The organism is Sporosarcina sp. P2 (assembly GCF_002743255.1).
Lineage (GTDB): Bacteria > Bacillota > Bacilli > Bacillales_A > Planococcaceae > Sporosarcina.
This window is the reverse complement of record NZ_PDYY01000004.1, coordinates 145,013-159,667: the sequence shown is the minus strand read 5'-3', so window position 1 is coordinate 159,667 and position 14,655 is coordinate 145,013. Positions and strand designations below refer to the sequence as shown.

At 40.4% G+C, this 14,655-nt stretch carries 17 protein-coding genes; 3 read left to right on the top strand and 14 right to left on the bottom strand.

The features are described 5' to 3' along the window. Entirely contained in the window at nucleotides 1-771 is a 771-nt protein-coding gene (locus tag CSV67_RS06230) for a 3-hydroxyacyl-CoA dehydrogenase (protein WP_099630740.1), read from the bottom strand. Nucleotides 772-811: 40 nt separating this feature from the next. Next, nucleotides 812-1,396 carry a TetR/AcrR family transcriptional regulator gene (locus tag CSV67_RS06225; RefSeq protein ID WP_099630739.1) on the bottom strand — a complete coding sequence of 195 codons (585 nt, stop codon included), beginning with the start codon at nucleotides 1,394-1,396 and terminating at the stop codon, nucleotides 812-814. A 368-nt stretch (nucleotides 1,397-1,764) separates the two neighbouring features. On the opposite strand from CSV67_RS06225, the gene CSV67_RS06220 reads away from it, so the two are divergent. From CSV67_RS06220 to CSV67_RS16655, 3 genes are all read left to right on the top strand, one after another. Beyond that, nucleotides 1,765-2,346, top strand: a complete 582-nt coding sequence (locus tag CSV67_RS06220; protein WP_233192567.1) for a methyltransferase family protein — start codon at nucleotides 1,765-1,767, stop codon at nucleotides 2,344-2,346. A 26-nt stretch (nucleotides 2,347-2,372) separates the two neighbouring features. Further along, entirely contained in the window at nucleotides 2,373-2,549 is a 177-nt protein-coding gene (locus CSV67_RS16795) for a hypothetical protein (RefSeq protein WP_199173139.1), read from the top strand. 69 nt (nucleotides 2,550-2,618) lie between these two features. Next, the gene (locus tag CSV67_RS16655) at nucleotides 2,619-2,783 is read left to right on the top strand and encodes a hypothetical protein (protein WP_158232893.1); all 165 of its coding nucleotides are present in this window, start codon (nucleotides 2,619-2,621) and stop codon (nucleotides 2,781-2,783) included. A 167-nt stretch (nucleotides 2,784-2,950) separates the two neighbouring features. Here the strand turns inward: CSV67_RS16655 and arsC are convergent, their stop codons facing one another. From arsC to CSV67_RS06160, 12 genes are all read right to left on the bottom strand, one after another. Next, on the bottom strand, nucleotides 2,951-3,391 hold the full coding sequence (gene arsC, locus CSV67_RS06215) for an arsenate reductase (thioredoxin) (protein ID WP_099630737.1): 441 nt from the start codon (nucleotides 3,389-3,391) through the stop codon (nucleotides 2,951-2,953). A gap of 25 nt (nucleotides 3,392-3,416) precedes the next feature. After that, a complete protein-coding gene (locus CSV67_RS06210; protein WP_099630736.1) occupies nucleotides 3,417-4,712 on the bottom strand; it encodes an arsenic transporter in 1,296 nt (431 codons plus the stop codon). A 13-nt stretch (nucleotides 4,713-4,725) separates the two neighbouring features. Continuing rightward, entirely contained in the window at nucleotides 4,726-5,073 is a 348-nt protein-coding gene (locus tag CSV67_RS06205; RefSeq protein ID WP_099630735.1) for an ArsR/SmtB family transcription factor, read from the bottom strand. Nucleotides 5,074-5,370: 297 nt separating this feature from the next. Further along, the gene (locus tag CSV67_RS06200; protein ID WP_099630734.1) at nucleotides 5,371-6,219 is read right to left on the bottom strand and encodes an MBL fold metallo-hydrolase; all 849 of its coding nucleotides are present in this window, start codon (nucleotides 6,217-6,219) and stop codon (nucleotides 5,371-5,373) included. 167 nt (nucleotides 6,220-6,386) lie between these two features. Next, nucleotides 6,387-8,054, bottom strand: a complete 1,668-nt coding sequence (locus CSV67_RS06195) for an SLC13 family permease (protein ID WP_099630733.1) — start codon at nucleotides 8,052-8,054, stop codon at nucleotides 6,387-6,389. Between the two features lie 169 nt (nucleotides 8,055-8,223). Further along, nucleotides 8,224-8,940, bottom strand: coding sequence for a response regulator (locus CSV67_RS06190; protein WP_099630732.1), 717 nt, complete (start codon nucleotides 8,938-8,940; stop codon nucleotides 8,224-8,226). Next, nucleotides 8,937-10,538 (bottom strand): DcuS/MalK family sensor histidine kinase, encoded by a 1,602-nt coding sequence (gene dcuS / locus CSV67_RS06185; RefSeq protein WP_099630731.1) that lies wholly within the window; start codon nucleotides 10,536-10,538, stop codon nucleotides 8,937-8,939. The genes CSV67_RS06190 and dcuS overlap by 4 nt, the downstream gene beginning before the upstream one ends. Before the next feature lie 138 nt (nucleotides 10,539-10,676). After that, nucleotides 10,677-11,318 (bottom strand): metal-dependent hydrolase, encoded by a 642-nt coding sequence (locus CSV67_RS06180; RefSeq protein ID WP_099630730.1) that lies wholly within the window; start codon nucleotides 11,316-11,318, stop codon nucleotides 10,677-10,679. Nucleotides 11,319-11,625: 307 nt separating this feature from the next. Continuing rightward, nucleotides 11,626-12,291 (bottom strand): hypothetical protein, encoded by a 666-nt coding sequence (locus CSV67_RS06175; protein ID WP_099630729.1) that lies wholly within the window; start codon nucleotides 12,289-12,291, stop codon nucleotides 11,626-11,628. Between the two features lie 261 nt (nucleotides 12,292-12,552). Next, a complete protein-coding gene (locus CSV67_RS16790) occupies nucleotides 12,553-12,702 on the bottom strand; it encodes a hypothetical protein (RefSeq protein WP_099630728.1) in 150 nt (49 codons plus the stop codon). Nucleotides 12,703-12,871: 169 nt separating this feature from the next. Beyond that, complete coding sequence (locus CSV67_RS06165) at nucleotides 12,872-13,792, bottom strand: S66 peptidase family protein (protein ID WP_099630727.1); 921 nt, start codon at nucleotides 13,790-13,792, stop codon at nucleotides 12,872-12,874. 246 nt (nucleotides 13,793-14,038) lie between these two features. Next, nucleotides 14,039-14,302: a hypothetical protein gene (locus CSV67_RS06160; RefSeq protein WP_099630726.1), complete on the bottom strand. Its 264-nt coding sequence runs from the start codon at nucleotides 14,300-14,302 to the stop codon at nucleotides 14,039-14,041. Between the last annotated feature and the right edge of the window lie 353 nt (nucleotides 14,303-14,655).

Genomic DNA, 14,655 nt, shown 5'->3' with positions numbered 1-14,655 from the left:
TTATTTAGGCTGCATACGGACTGCTCCATCCAGACGTATGACTTCCCCGTTCAGCATCGTATTTTCGCAAATGCTTGTAACCAATTGCGCGTATTCCTCAGGGTAGCCGAGCCGCGAAGGGAAAGGCACCATCGCGCCGAGAGATTCCTTAGCCTTCTCTGGCAATGAAGCAAACATCGGAGTTTCAAACAAGCCCGGTGCGATGGTCATCACGCGAATGCCTTCAGAAGCCAAATCTCTCGCAATCGGCAACGTCATACTCACGATACCGCCTTTTGATGCGGCATACGCCACTTGACCAATCTGTCCGTCAAACGCCGCAACAGATGCCGTATTCACAATGATGCCTTTTTCGCCTTTATCATTCGGTTCATTTTTCGTCATATGCTCGACAGCGAGACGAATCGTATTAAACGTCCCGATCAGATTGATCTGAATGACCTTGCTGAAGTTTTCCAGGTCATGCGCACCTTTTCTGCCGCTGTATGTTTTTTCCGCCACACCAACGCCCGCACAATTAACAACTGTATTGATTTTGCCAAAAGTGCTCACCGCATGATCTAAAGCTATCTGAACACTTTCCGTGCTCGTAACATCTGTCTTGACGAATGATGCAGAATCTCCAAGCTCCTTTACCAATTCATTCCCACGATCTACTTGCAAATCCAAAATCGTTACCCGTCCTCCCGCTGCTATAATCTCTCTTGCCGTAGCTTCTCCGAGTCCTGAAGCGCCTCCTGTAATAACTGCTGATACGTGATTCATTTTCATAATTGCTCCGCTCCCTTTCTTATCAAAATAATATATAGTCCTACAATAGGATTTTTAATAAATAATCCGCAATGGAATTAGCCAACTCTTGTATACTTTTACTACCTTTTGGAGAATACCAAATTACCGCATTGTTCATGGCACCTAGAATAATATAATTCACAATCTTAATATCTACTTGTACAAAACTTCCGTCCTGAATGCCTTGTTGAATCAGTTGATTCATACAATCACTGTATTGATTTCTAAGGTGTAAGATTTCTTGTAAATGCGCCCCTTCAAACACTTGATCTGGTTTAGCACCTAGTAAGAAATCCGTTCTTTCTGTAATGACATATTCCATGTGGACGATCATAGCCTTCCGCAGCTTCGCCACAGATGAGAGTTCTTCCGCCAACACATTTTGGAGTTGCTCCATGCTTTGTTCCAGAAGTATTTTATGACTTTCATACACAAGTGATTCTTTATCTTTAAAATAATAGTAAACAGAACCCTTTGTCATGAGTAACTTCGCTGCAATATCTTCCATCGTAGTGGCATGATATCCCTTCTCCGCAATTACACTCATTGCGGATTCTCGGATCTCTTCCTTTTTCTTTTCAACTTTCTTCTCTCGTAATGACATGGCGTTCTCACTTCCTTCATTCGCAAGCTTCTATTCATATACTTAGTATGAATCTTCAGACTTTGAATGTCAAGTCAAATTTTAACGGTAGGGTATTTTCCTGTGGGTACTAGGTTCCGATGCTATTCTGAATTGTTTCCAAGTTGTATCGGGACCTGGTACCTCATTATTTATCAGAGTAGTCAACTAACGTAGTTTTTCATTGTGATAGTTGTGATAAGATGTCTTTAGATACATCTTTCCCCAATAAAGTGAGCTAGTAGATTGGTATATAACGTAGTGAATTTTTATAAGTAATGAAGGAAGCAGAACATTCAAATGGTGGAATGAGACACGATTTATTAATGGAGTAGGATAGAAAAAAGTGAATGAAAGAGGTGGGCATGATGCAAGGATACATTGCTGTTACAACGATTACCCTATTAATCATATTGGTGATCATTAGGTCAATTCAATTAAAAAAATTTGGTATTAACGTATTAAAATTTGGCAAAATGGATAAAAAAGATTTCATCATACCACCCTTTGCGTTGCTCTTATTCTATGTAATCATTTCAAACGTCTTCCATTTACCAACGCTAGGAACAAAGCTATTTACCAATGAATTCATCGGCTGGATAGGCGTGGTCTTATGCTTCGGCGGGCTTTTGCTATTCGTTTATAGCTTAATTTCATTTGGAAAAAGCTTTAGAGTAGGCATTGATGAAGAAAATCCAGGTTCTTTGATTACTACTGGCGCTTTTTCCATCAGTCGAAATCCAATATATACTGCTTTTGGGATGGTCTTATTGGGTGAGTTCCTCATTTATCCTAATTGGATCGTATTAGTGTATTTGATCTTAGGTTTTTGGTTGTTTAATCGACAAGTACGACTCGAAGAACAATCGTTAGTAAAAATCCACGGAGAAGCGTATACAAAGTATTGCCAAAATGTTCGTCGATACATATAACTAGTACCACGAAAAGGGCGTGCAAAATGAATCATTTTCAAAAACGTACGGTATATATTTCAATTGTCGCAATTGCTTTCTTCTTAGCATTGTCCTTGCTGACACAGCATTGGGGTTTCTTTTTATGGAGTGTATTACCTGTTTTTATCGTATTGATGACTGCATTTTCCAAAAAAAACGACAAAAGAGGTAATGGGAAATGAATGGTATATTCTGTCATCTTATGCACTTTCTAAAAATGCCGTTACTGGCCTGAATTGGAGCTTATTCATATGAAAAATGTCAAACTTATTTTCAAATCAGTTGCCTTAGCAATGGGTGTCAGTACACTAGTTTTAAGTATTTTAGGTGATTTATCTGTAGACAGTGCCATCACACTATTGTCTATCGGTGTTGCTTGCTTAGCAATTGTGCAACTACAAGACAAAGAAAAGTAGGATACCAGGTCCCAATACTAAGTGGTTAACTTACTATTGCAATGTAGATCAGAAAATAAACAATTTTTATTCACACAAAAACACGATGAATAATTCATCGTGTGGATGTGAACTCAAAGTCCCATATTTTTGGCGATACATTTTAATTACCAGGTTCTAATACAATTCTAAATTGTTCTGGAATTGTATGTGGACTTGGTACCTTTACTAAACAGCCGTATCCGTTCCCCTATTTCATCGCGTACACGCTGAAATTCCGCCCAAATTTCTTCTTCCGTTCCAATTGCTTTTGCCGGATCATCAAAACCCCAGTGTTCACGAAGGATCGAAGGTGGAGTAACAGGGCATTTGTCGGCTGCGTCTCCACAAAGCGTTACTACTAGATCAGCTTGGTGAAGAATTTCGGAATCTATTACATCGGACGTTTGCTTAGAGATATCTATCCCTATCTCTTTCATCGCACGTATTGCTTGTGGATTGACCCCATGTGCTTCGATGCCAGCACTTTGGATATTCCATTCCTCGCCGAGAATTTCTCTCCCCCAGCCTTCTGCCATCTGACTGCGGCATGAGTTTCCTGTACAAAGAAAGTATAATGTTTTTTTCATCTTGTATTCTCCTTTTTTATTTCATTTAAATAATCAATAACCACAGGTATAATCCGATCAATGTAATAAACAGTGTAGGAATCGTTAAAATGACCCCTATTTTAAAATAGGTTCCCCAGCTAATTTTGACACCTTTCTGCGAAAGTACATGCAGCCACAGTAAAGTTGCCAATGATCCAATGGGCGTGATTTTAGGTCCAAGATCAGATCCAATGACATTTGCATAGATCAGTGCTTCCCGAATTGTGCCTGTAGTGTTTGTATCTGCAATGGCAAGCGCATCAATCATGACCGTCGGCATATTATTCATAATTGATGATAAAAAAGCAGCTATGAAGCCCATGGAAATAGTAGCAACAAACAATCCCTGATCCGCTGCCATTTGAATAACATCTGCCAATACACTTGTCAAGCCCGCATTCTTTAATCCATACACGACTACATACATACCTATTGAGAAAAATACAATTGCCCAAGGAGCTCCTTTCAACACTTGTTTTGTTTGCACAGCGGTACTTCTATTTGCCATAACTAAGAAAAATATCGCTACGATACCAGCAATGATGGAGACAGGTATATGTAAATACTCACTCGCAAAATAACCGGTCACCAATATGCTCAGTATTATCCATGATAGCCTAAACATTTTGACATCCTTTATCGCTTCTTTAGGCTCTTTTAAATCCAATACATTATAGCGACCGGGAATACTTTTACGGAAGAATATATACAGGACGGTGATACTCGCAACCAAAGCAAACAAGTTAGGGACAATCATCCTAGATGCATATTCAACGAAACCGATCCCAAAAAAGTCTGCTGAAACAATATTGACCAAATTACTCACAACGAAAGGCAATGATGTTGTATCCGCAATGAATCCACTAGCAATAATAAATGGAAAGATCATCTTTTCACTGAACTTCAAGTTTCTCACCATTGCAAGCACGATAGGTGTCAGAATCAACGCTGCTCCATCATTTGCAAATAATGCAGCCACAACAGCGCCAAGTACACTTACATAAATAAACATCCGTATTCCGCTGCCTTTGGCAAAACGCGCCATATGTAAAGCTGCCCATTCAAAAAATCCTATTTCATCCAGTATGAGTGAAATAATGATGATAGCAATGAATGCCAACGTAGCATTCCATACAATACCTGTAACATCTATTACATCTTGAACATCCACAACGCCAAATAATAAAGCGAATAAAGCGCCGATGCAAGCTGTCCATCCAATTGACAGATTTTTCGGTTGCCAAATCACAAAGATTAACGTGATAACGAATATGGCAATCGCAATCATAGTTGTAGCCATTCCTATGTCCTCCCTAGTTGCATGAAATTCGTAAACCTTGTTTCTTCAATTCATGAATGGATTCATCTTGTTCCGGCAATTGGTCGAGTATACTTTTAATCAGCATGTATTCCTCATGTTCACAATTGATTGAGTAAAAAATCCATTGACCTCTTCGTTCCTCTTTTACTAGTTCAATATCTCTCAACTTACGTAAATGTTGGCTAATGGCGGGCTGGCTCATCTTAAAAATTTCTACGAATTCGCACACACAACATTCATGTGATGAAAGTAGTTTCATCATCGTTAATCTCGTTTTATCACTTAATAACTTTAAAATCTGCGAGGCTCGTTGTATGTCAACCGTCTCTTTTACATTCATAATATATGCTCCTTTCCAAAAGTAGTATATAATAATATACTTATATACACAATAGCATTAACCCTATTTTTTTATATATTATCTTCCTGATCATGATTTTACTCACAGATCCTTCCACTTATATAGCAGGAACGATTTCTAGAATTATGCATGTTGAAATAGTTATGGCGCCACGTCCATTTCATTCAACTTCACTGACTGCTTTTTGGACAAGCAAAAAAACATTACAATTTAAATGACTCCAAGATAAAAAACCTAGATGCAAATTCAATCAAAAAACCCGGATAAAAATCCGGGTTATTTTTCATCATCAACGAACCGACCATGATCCGGCACTGCCAATTCTTCAAAGTCAGCCGCCAGCCTATTCAATCCTTCTATAAGTTCCGTACCCGACACCGGGCTGCCATGTCCGGTACCAGCGACTACGGGTCTGAGATTGGCCAACGTTTGTACCGATGCCTTCGACGCTTTCCAATCCGTCGTCAAATAAACGGGAGGACCATGGATTTCTTGCTTCTGTGTCAGCACTTTATAGAGCGAATCTTGCTGCACCGTCACAAACGCATCACCTGCCAGTAGCAAACGGTCTTGCTCTCGGAATAATGAAATATGACCTGGTGCATGTCCCGGTGTATGAATCCACCGCCAGCCCGATAACATCGGTATAGTACCGTCTTCCGGCAGCGAATGAAGATATTCGGAAATATCGATGGCTTCGATAGGAAAAGTACCGGACATTTTCGCAACTGCACCACCTTCTACCGAGCTATCAGGCTTAGGATAGTCTTTCTCTCCACTCAGAAATGGCATTTCTAAAGGATGGGCGTAAACCGGCACGGGCTGCTTCTCCAAGATATCGATAATGCCACCGATATGGTCGAAATGACCGTGCGTCAGAATAATTTCTTTCAACTTACAATCCTTGCCGAACAACTCTTCCGCCTTCTCGAGTATGGTACCACCCGAAGCCGGCATTCCGGCGTCAATCAGAATCCATTCATTCGGATTTGCTTGATTCCGTATGAAAAAAACATTGACGATTTGCACCGTATAGCAGTAAATCCCCTCAGCAATCTCTTTCACATCTCCGCTATTGAACGAGGTAACCGGTAGTATTCTGTCTGTCGACGAACTCCTTTTCATTAGTAAACCCTCCTTGAAATGATGACACTTATCTACTAGCATTCCCAGTTTTGAGAGATGTAATCCTCTTTTGTGGTGCCAGGTCCCAACACAGTTTAGATCAAACTAAAACCCACTAGAACTGGCTAGTGGGTTTTCTATATTTATTGATAACTAGTAAACTTTAATTACTTAAAATTCTCATAAAACGATTCCGGCACTACTTGCAAATCAATTCCCCAGAATAGAGGTAATAGGAAGTAGGCAGCCAATACAATCAGTATGAGTACAAACACATTAATGATAAATCCGACTCGTACCATTTCTCTCAAGCGGAGCTTATTCGTTGCGAAAATGATAGCGTTAGGAGGTGTGCCGACCGGTAACATGAAAGCACAGTTTGCAGCCATTGCAGCGGGTACCATCAAAGCAAATGGATGGATATGCATGGATAGTGCAAGCGCTGCCAATACAGGGAGAATCATGGTTGCTGTTGCCGTATTCGATGTGAACTCCGTCAATGCTAGTACGAGTAAAGAAGAGGCAGCAATTATAGCGAACATATGGAATCCTTCCAAAGCTGTCAATTGCGAACCAATCCATTCAGAAAGTCCCGTTTCTCGAAAACCCGCTGCAATGGCAAGTCCTCCTCCAAATAATAGCAAAACTCCCCATGGAATTTCTTTTGAATCTTCCCATGCTAGAATGCGTTTGCCGATTTTCTTGGAAGTAGGAATAGCAAACAGCAATGCCGCTGCCACTACCGCTATCATGCCGTCTTTTAAACCTGGGAGGATGTTCATCCAAAGAAATTCACGCGTAATCCACATAAACGCTGCAAAAGCGAAGACTGCACTCACCGCTTTTTCTTCGAATGATGTTTTCCCTAAAGCTTTTCGTTCTTCGGTGATCACTTCTTTTCCGCCTGGAAGACCTTTGATATTCATCTTAAACGCAAAGCGTCCAAGATAAATCCACGTAGAAAACAACAGCACTATGACAATTGGTACTGCGACGAGCATCCAGCCCGCAAAGGAAATCTCGACATCGAATAATTCTTTAACTTGTGCCGCTAGAATAATATTGGGCGGTGTCCCTATAAGCGTACCGAGCCCACCAATCGTTCCTGCATAACCAATTCCGAAAATAAGTGCTTTTTCAAACTTCGGCAATTCCTTTTCTTCCGGAGTGCCTTTTAACGCAGCAGCTACCTGGGCTGTAATCGCCAATCCCATAGGAATCATCATCATAACCGCAGCAGTATTTGAAACCCACATAGACAGGAATGCTGTAGCCGTCATGAAGCCGAGCAAGATACGTTGAGTCCCTGTACCGATGAATGCAATAATGGCCAGTGCCAGCCGTTTATGCAAGTTCCATTTCTCCATCGCTGTAGCAATGAAAAACCCGCCTAAAAACAAGTAAATAATATCATTGCCGTAGGAAGATGTAACTACATCGGCTTCCATAGCCCCTGTCACCGGTAATAGAAAAATGGGAAGCAGCGATGTGACTGGAATAGGAATCGCTTCCGTAATCCACCATGTCGCTACCCACAGCGTTACAGCCAGTACCGATTTGGCTTCCGAATTCATCCCTTCAGGAGATAAAAAGAACATCATGATGATAAATAAAAGCGGACCCAGAATTAGACCTACCAATTGGACGGTAGAATAGGAAGAACTTTTACCCGAGTTCTGATTAGGGGGTTGAGGTGAAATCTGTTCCTCTTTTGCAGTTACATGATGATTTGCTGCCGTTAGTTTTTTCTTATAAGAAAAGAAATTAAGTAAATCTTTTGCCTGGTCATGTGAACGCCATAATTTCTGCCAGGTATTTGATGCCATATCCTTCATTGTCATCCCTCCGAAAACGCTTTCTTATTTGTTTAACTATAAGAGGGACTATTCAGATTTTATATATTACGTAATCAAACAAATACTTTTGTAACTAAAATAAGCAACTCAAGCAGTTGCGAATTTCTGTCGCCAAACTGCCTGAATGCTTATTCGTACAACCTGTATATTACTTATTTAGCAACGACTGAAGGATATCTACTTTTTCAGGCAACAGTTGGTAATTTGTTAATGGACGCCCTGTTGACTGATACACTATATCGCTATCGATTAGTTTATGATCAACGAGATAATGTAAATACTTTCGCGTGGATACACTTGACACTCCAACGTCTTCTGCAAGTTCTGCTGTAGAAAATATAGTTCCTTGCCTTTCGATGATCTGCTCAGCAATACGTGTGAATGTCGTTTTCGTCAGACCTTTTGGCAATTCCAATGTGTTACTAGTTTTTCTATCCACGGTATGAAGTAAATGATCAATTTCATCCTGGCTGATTTTTTCATGCTGATTCATCAAATGAAGTTGCTTTTTAAATTGCAATAAAGCATTTTGAAAGCGTTCAAAAGTAAATGGTTTTATAAGGTAATCAACAGCCCCATATCGAAGCGCTTGTTGCACAGACTCTTTATCATTGGCAGCTGTAATTAGAATAACATCTAGCGAGTCGCCCTCTTTTCGAAGCTCCTTTAATAGATCAAGTCCGGTCGGTCCTTTCATATAGACATCGAGTAAAATGAGATCCACTTTTGACAACTCAAGAAATTTCCGAGCTTCAGCTACATTTTTTGCAAAACCGGCAACCGAGAAACCTGGAATACTTTCCAAATAAATTCCATTGAATTTCGCAACCATTGGATCATCTTCAATGATTAATACTTGAATCATAATGCTTCACCTTTGTATGGAACACTTACACTAAATTGTGTCCCTTTTCCTTTCGTAGAAGATACAGACCAAATACCACCCAATTCATCCAATGCGATTTTAGCCAGGTACAGCCCATAACCGCGGCCTTCACCTTTTGAAGACATTCCCTGTTCAAATACTTCTTCGATATTCTCTACAAGGATTCCAGGTCCATTATCGTGTACGCTGAATTCTAATCGAGACTCTTCATAATTAAGTGTCACTTGTAACTCCCCATCGGCTTGATCACTCACTGCATCACAAGCATTATCTAGTAAGTTTCCTAGTATCGTGATGATCTTATCCATATGCTCAACCTTTTTTAAAGGAGGTAGCGGATGATCCCCATTGAATTTAATTTTTATCCCCGATTCGCGTAATTCTCTTAACTTCCCCATTAAATAGCCTGCAATGACGGGATCTTTGACTAGTCTTGAAACAAGGCCTGTTTCTGTTTGGTAAGCATCTGAAATATAGGCGGTATACTCTTTTAACTCATCATAAGATTTCGTGTGAACCATCGCCATGATGATATGCAGTTTATTCATAAACTCATGCGTCTGGTACCTCAGCGTTTCAGCGTATACTCTAGCCCCGGATAGCTGTTCCACTAGCGAAGTTAATTCGGATTTATCGCGGAATATAGCAAGTGCTCCGACTACGTGATGGTTAGAAATGACAGGTACTTGGGTGACGACGACATCCAGTCCATTTAATTTATACTCTTGGTCATACTGAGGTTTCTTATGTTCAAGCATCTGCTGAAGCGGTAGCGAAGGAACAAAAGATTGAATAGGCTTTCCAATAGGATTTCCTTCCATGTCCGCATTCCGAAAAAGCGTGATGGCTGCTTGATTCGCTAAGACAATTTCTGCCTTGTCATTAATGGCAACAATACCATCGCTGACCGCTTCAAGCATCGACTCCCTTTCGCGAAGTTGTTGAGCGATTTCCCTCGGTTCAAGTCCAAATAAAGTACGCTTCACTTTTCTTGCCAATAAAACGGCACCAAATAAGCCAATCAGTAAACCAAAGCCAATCCCGATAAAGCTCGCATTCATACTGGCTAAAACACTAGTACGAACATTATCCATCATAATACCAACAGCAACCACACCAATAATTTGACCTTCAGACGTGATCGGTACAAACGCTCTCATTGACTTACCTAATGTTCCTGTAGCCATGGACGTGTACTGCTCTCCCTTAAATGCCTTGTCTTCGTCACCGCCTACAAAATATTGGCCGATGCGCTCAGTTACTGGATGGGATTGGCGGATACGTTCATTATTGATTACTACGATATATTCAACTTGTGTGTCGTTTTGTACAGATTTAGTGAACGCCTGGATATCTTCAATTGGTCCTTTTCCTGTCAAGCCATCAATCACCGACTGTGCATGACTGATAGTAATGGCTATATTCATCGCTTTTTCCGATTGAGATTTCCTAGCTTGATCGGCTGCATTGCTACCAATTAAATAACCGGCTACTGAAAGAGAAACTAGAACAACCAAACACACCAAAGCCGTCAACCATACTTGCATACTAATGGGTTTTTTATTTTGTTTTTTCATTTTTTCACCTATGTATTATTCAAATTAAGTTCAACTATAGTAATCATATAGCAAAAAGAGAAGCGTGTGTAGCGCTTCTCTTAAGTAATCAATAAAACTATTCTGAATTGTTCTCAAGTTGTGTCGGGACCTGGTACCTCAAAATTCCCGATTCCACAAAGGCAAAAACCATTTAACTCCGCGCCGGTTAACAGGAAGAATCTTCATATCGGCCAGAAGATGGCTAATATAACCGGCAAGCCCTGCAGCGAGTAAGCCGTCAATCGGCCACTGCGCATATAAATGCTTCAATATATACGCATAGAAAACAATGCCAAGTATAGAATGCGTATAGGATCTATGCGGTAAGAACGAGGCAATGAGTATATAGCCGCCAGCAAGTAAAATGCCTAGCGACTGGTCAAGGACAAAACCGAGAAGCATGACAAGAATACCGGTAATGGTGAGCATTCGGCGCTGTGTGATGAGACGCGACACAATCAGCAACAGAAGTCCGATGCCTCCATACACATAAATTTCTTGACTCAGTCCTTCTGTAAATACCTGATAGATGAGAGTCAGCAAAATGACGATGCCAGCAGTTTCCATGAGCCATTTGCTGACTTTCTTACTAAGTGTGATACTGTTGCTCGCGAGCCCGTTCGTGTCCAGATCGGGAACTACTCCAGATATTCCGCCAACCACCGCGCCAATCAAAGCAGTCTGGATATCCGGCTGCACAGCGTATCCCGCAATGGCGCCGACAGCTGTGCCGATAACTAAATGTGAAGTGCCTTTCATATGTAAACCTCTCTAGCTGTATAGTGTACGGTCGAATTCAGAACGTATATTCGTTCCGTCTTTTCTAGTATAATGATTGATAGCTGAAATGGGAAATATTCTGTGACCGCAGACATAACGTAGCACTTGTTAACTGAGTTATGTTACAGCAAGTCTCCCGACGAAAAAAACGACTGGAAACAAGCCCAGTCGTTTCAAATTCAATTAGAAGAAATACAACCCGATACTACTAATAGCTCCATTCAGAACTGTCAATGATTCGTGTGAGGATTAGGTACCTTCATTTGTTTTTCTGTCGCGTTCTAGACTACAGACTCGGAATGGTGTGAACCAAACTCCAAGAATCCGTATCCATCAATTCATCCATTTTCACTTCAACGTCTCCGCCTAAATAAAGCGTATCGCCTTGTATAGCGATAACCATTGCCTGTAGAGGTGGAACACTGTCGTGACATTGGTATATATCGCCTATTTTAGGTATATGCGCTTCAGGTGTCTGGATTTCCAACTGTTGGTTTCCTTGTTCAGTTATATAATTGACATCTGGAATTTCCAGATCAATAATATTCGCGCCCTCTTGTAGCCCCGGGATCATCACCCAATACTCATTATGTTTAATTCCATTGGATTTATTACTGATAACGCCGTTTCGTTCAATAGAAGACACCATTTCAATCGCGTGTAGATAGTGATAATCTAATGAATCGGGCTGTGGATTGATGATTAAAATATAATCGCCTACTTTAGCCTTCTCGTCTTTATGCAATGTATAGCGTTTATGATTCACTACAAAACTGTCCATATGTTTTGGTTTATACAAATTAATTTCTCTAGCAGTTGCCAGCTGTTGTTCAAAATCTTCTAATCGGACTAAGTGAACCGACTGCTTAAAAAAAGCTTTCACTGAGTAGACTTGATGTAGCTTGTTTTGGTAATAAACAAATTGGCCTTTTCTAACATTTAAAAGATTCAATGGAATTCACACCTTATTAAGTATTTTCTGACGGCAACTATCTCTTCCTGCAGAATATAAACACATCATAACAACAATTACAGGTTTACGATATTAAATCGTTTCATTACTAACACATTTTCCCAATGATTGTGTTGGCTGGATACAAAAAACTCCAAGCAATGAATGCTGAGAGTTTTCCATGTATGAATATGAAAATTACGTGCTAGGTGTCAGTACATTTCAACATAGTTCTCGAGCCGTGCTAACACCTAATGTATCTTATTCATCTGTTTGTTTTTGCTTTTTTTCCAAATACGCTGTACGGATTTTTTCAAGTTGCTTCTTTTTATCAAATTGCACTGGCTTGTTCTTCTCATGATACTTTGCCACAGCCGCCTTACCTTTGCTATCCAATTGATACTTCCCCATCTTATTCACCTACTATTCTTGTCGTCTTTAAAGATCATCTATTCAATACCTATACGATACTTTAATTTACCAAAGTAGACCTTCTTGCTTTATTAGTATACCCCAAATCTTACGTATATAACTAAAAAATCATGATTGTATATAAATGAAGAGTATGTGGTCTTGGCACCTACTTTACTACTGGCTCCATCACCGTCAACGTTCGATTCACCGTATCCATTTGAACACTCGCCCCAATAGGAATCGTCGCTTTATAGTAGCTATGTGCGCTGGCCAAGTTCGTCAATAAAGGTTTGCCAAGTGGAACGAAAAATTCATTGATCAAATCTACGTAACTTTTCCCGTATGCCGATTCACAGTTCGTACATTGTCCCATTATAATCCCTGCACAATCATCAAATTTTCCTGCCATTGCTAAGTGGTTTACGTAGCGATACACCGTATTGATCGGTTCATGTGTTTCTTCCAAAAGAAGAATTCTGCCTTCCGTATTGATTTCATAGGAGGTGCCTAACGTACCTACGAACGACGTGAGATTCCCCCCTACAATCGGTCCTGTAACGTTTCCTGGAACTAATCCAATCAGTGGAACTCCAGGTGGATTCATAATTTGCCAAGGTGCCCTGACATTTGATGTCGCTGTAAAGAATTGGTTGAAATTATACGAAGGTGTTCCTGAATTAAAGTCTAACAATAACAAACTTTGAAAACTGATGAGGTCGGCATATTCAAATAAGACATTTAATAAAACCGTGATGTCGCTGTATCCCGAAACAATTTTCGGGTTTTGTTTAATGACGTTAAAATCAAGGAATGGTAAGATACCTGCCACCCCAACACCACCGCGAGTAGGTAAAATCCATTTCACTTCCGGATTTTTAAACATCTTCATTAAATCCGAAGCCCTTTGCCGAGGAGTCGCCGCAAGAAACCCATTAGCGGAATACACATGATCACCCACCACGACTTTATATCCCATACTTTGCAACATCCGGATCCCTTCCGTAATGCGAGTGGCCGCGAGCGGACTTCCAAGCGTAACAATGCCTATCGTGTCGCCTCTTTTTAGTTGTTGCGGTTTTGTAGCCATGAACTAGTAGCTCCTCTCCCCTTATAAGTAGCACAAACTTCTACTTTTGTAATAGCATATGTTTGTGGAGCTTTTTTGGGGACAGAGCGGGTTGCGAACGGTACCAGGTCCCCACACAATTCTAGTTCAATTCTGAATCGTGTGGGGACCTGGTACCGAAACACAAAAACTCCGCCAGTTTGCATAAACCCGCGGAGTCTTTTAACTCAAGCATATGGATAGTTTTGCACACAAATATCTGTGAAATCAGTTACCTGCGATATCTAAACACCATGTGAAATTTTCCCAAGCCGAATACCAGCCCGTGAAAAGCTCGTGTGAATCATCCCAACGAACTTCAAATTTCCTCTGACCGTCTACCTCTACCAAATACAGCGCCAACGTAGGGTCTTCCTTAGCCACCGCTAACCTCATACCGTTTTGCAGTTCTTCTTCAGTGAACGGCACATCTGACACCGATCGCAACTGTGCTTGCTCGAATACTTGCTTGTTACTGATTCTATAATTCATAAAAACCCTCCACGTAAACTTTTATTCATTATGTACACCCGTACTTCTCCAGTAATTTATAAGAGTACAGAAGTATATTTTATACGTATTTACTAGCGAAATCAAAATTGAAGGACAAACGGCAAACAAAAAGTACCAGGTCCGCACACAACTTCAGTTCAATTCAGAATAGTTTTGAGTTGTGTGGGGACCTGGTACCCTATAAATTCATTCCTTCTTGAACATACTTTACTAATATGTTAAGGTAATTCGGTGAGCGATTTTCTGAATTCGTTAAGAGGCACCGGTCAGTGCTTAACTATCAATTTTGGAATCGTTTAAAAATAAGATTTTTCTTTCATTACATACAGGAG

Bases quoted from the DNA above. Each gene is read 5' to 3' on its own strand.
- CSV67_RS06230 (WP_099630740.1), bottom strand. From the start codon at position 771: ATGAAAATGAATCACGTATCAGCAGTTATTACAGGAGGCGCTTCAGGA.
- CSV67_RS06225 (WP_099630739.1), bottom strand. From the start codon at position 1,396: ATGTCATTACGAGAGAAGAAAGTTGAAAAGAAAAAGGAAGAGATCCGA.
- CSV67_RS06220 (WP_233192567.1), top strand. From the start codon at position 1,765: ATGAAAGAGGTGGGCATGATGCAAGGATACATTGCTGTTACAACGATT.
- CSV67_RS16795 (WP_199173139.1), top strand. From the start codon at position 2,373: ATGAATCATTTTCAAAAACGTACGGTATATATTTCAATTGTCGCAATT.
- CSV67_RS16655 (WP_158232893.1), top strand. From the start codon at position 2,619: ATGAAAAATGTCAAACTTATTTTCAAATCAGTTGCCTTAGCAATGGGT.
- arsC (WP_099630737.1), bottom strand. From the start codon at position 3,391: ATGAAAAAAACATTATACTTTCTTTGTACAGGAAACTCATGCCGCAGT.
- CSV67_RS06210 (WP_099630736.1), bottom strand. From the start codon at position 4,712: ATGGCTACAACTATGATTGCGATTGCCATATTCGTTATCACGTTAATC.
- CSV67_RS06205 (WP_099630735.1), bottom strand. From the start codon at position 5,073: ATGAATGTAAAAGAGACGGTTGACATACAACGAGCCTCGCAGATTTTA.
- CSV67_RS06200 (WP_099630734.1), bottom strand. From the start codon at position 6,219: ATGAAAAGGAGTTCGTCGACAGACAGAATACTACCGGTTACCTCGTTC.
- CSV67_RS06195 (WP_099630733.1), bottom strand. From the start codon at position 8,054: ATGAAGGATATGGCATCAAATACCTGGCAGAAATTATGGCGTTCACAT.
- CSV67_RS06190 (WP_099630732.1), bottom strand. From the start codon at position 8,940: ATGATTCAAGTATTAATCATTGAAGATGATCCAATGGTTGCGAAATTC.
- dcuS (WP_099630731.1), bottom strand. From the start codon at position 10,538: ATGAAAAAACAAAATAAAAAACCCATTAGTATGCAAGTATGGTTGACG.
- CSV67_RS06180 (WP_099630730.1), bottom strand. From the start codon at position 11,318: ATGAAAGGCACTTCACATTTAGTTATCGGCACAGCTGTCGGCGCCATT.
- CSV67_RS16790 (WP_099630728.1), bottom strand. From the start codon at position 12,702: ATGGGGAAGTATCAATTGGATAGCAAAGGTAAGGCGGCTGTGGCAAAG.
- CSV67_RS06165 (WP_099630727.1), bottom strand. From the start codon at position 13,792: ATGGCTACAAAACCGCAACAACTAAAAAGAGGCGACACGATAGGCATT.
- CSV67_RS06160 (WP_099630726.1), bottom strand. From the start codon at position 14,302: ATGAATTATAGAATCAGTAACAAGCAAGTATTCGAGCAAGCACAGTTG.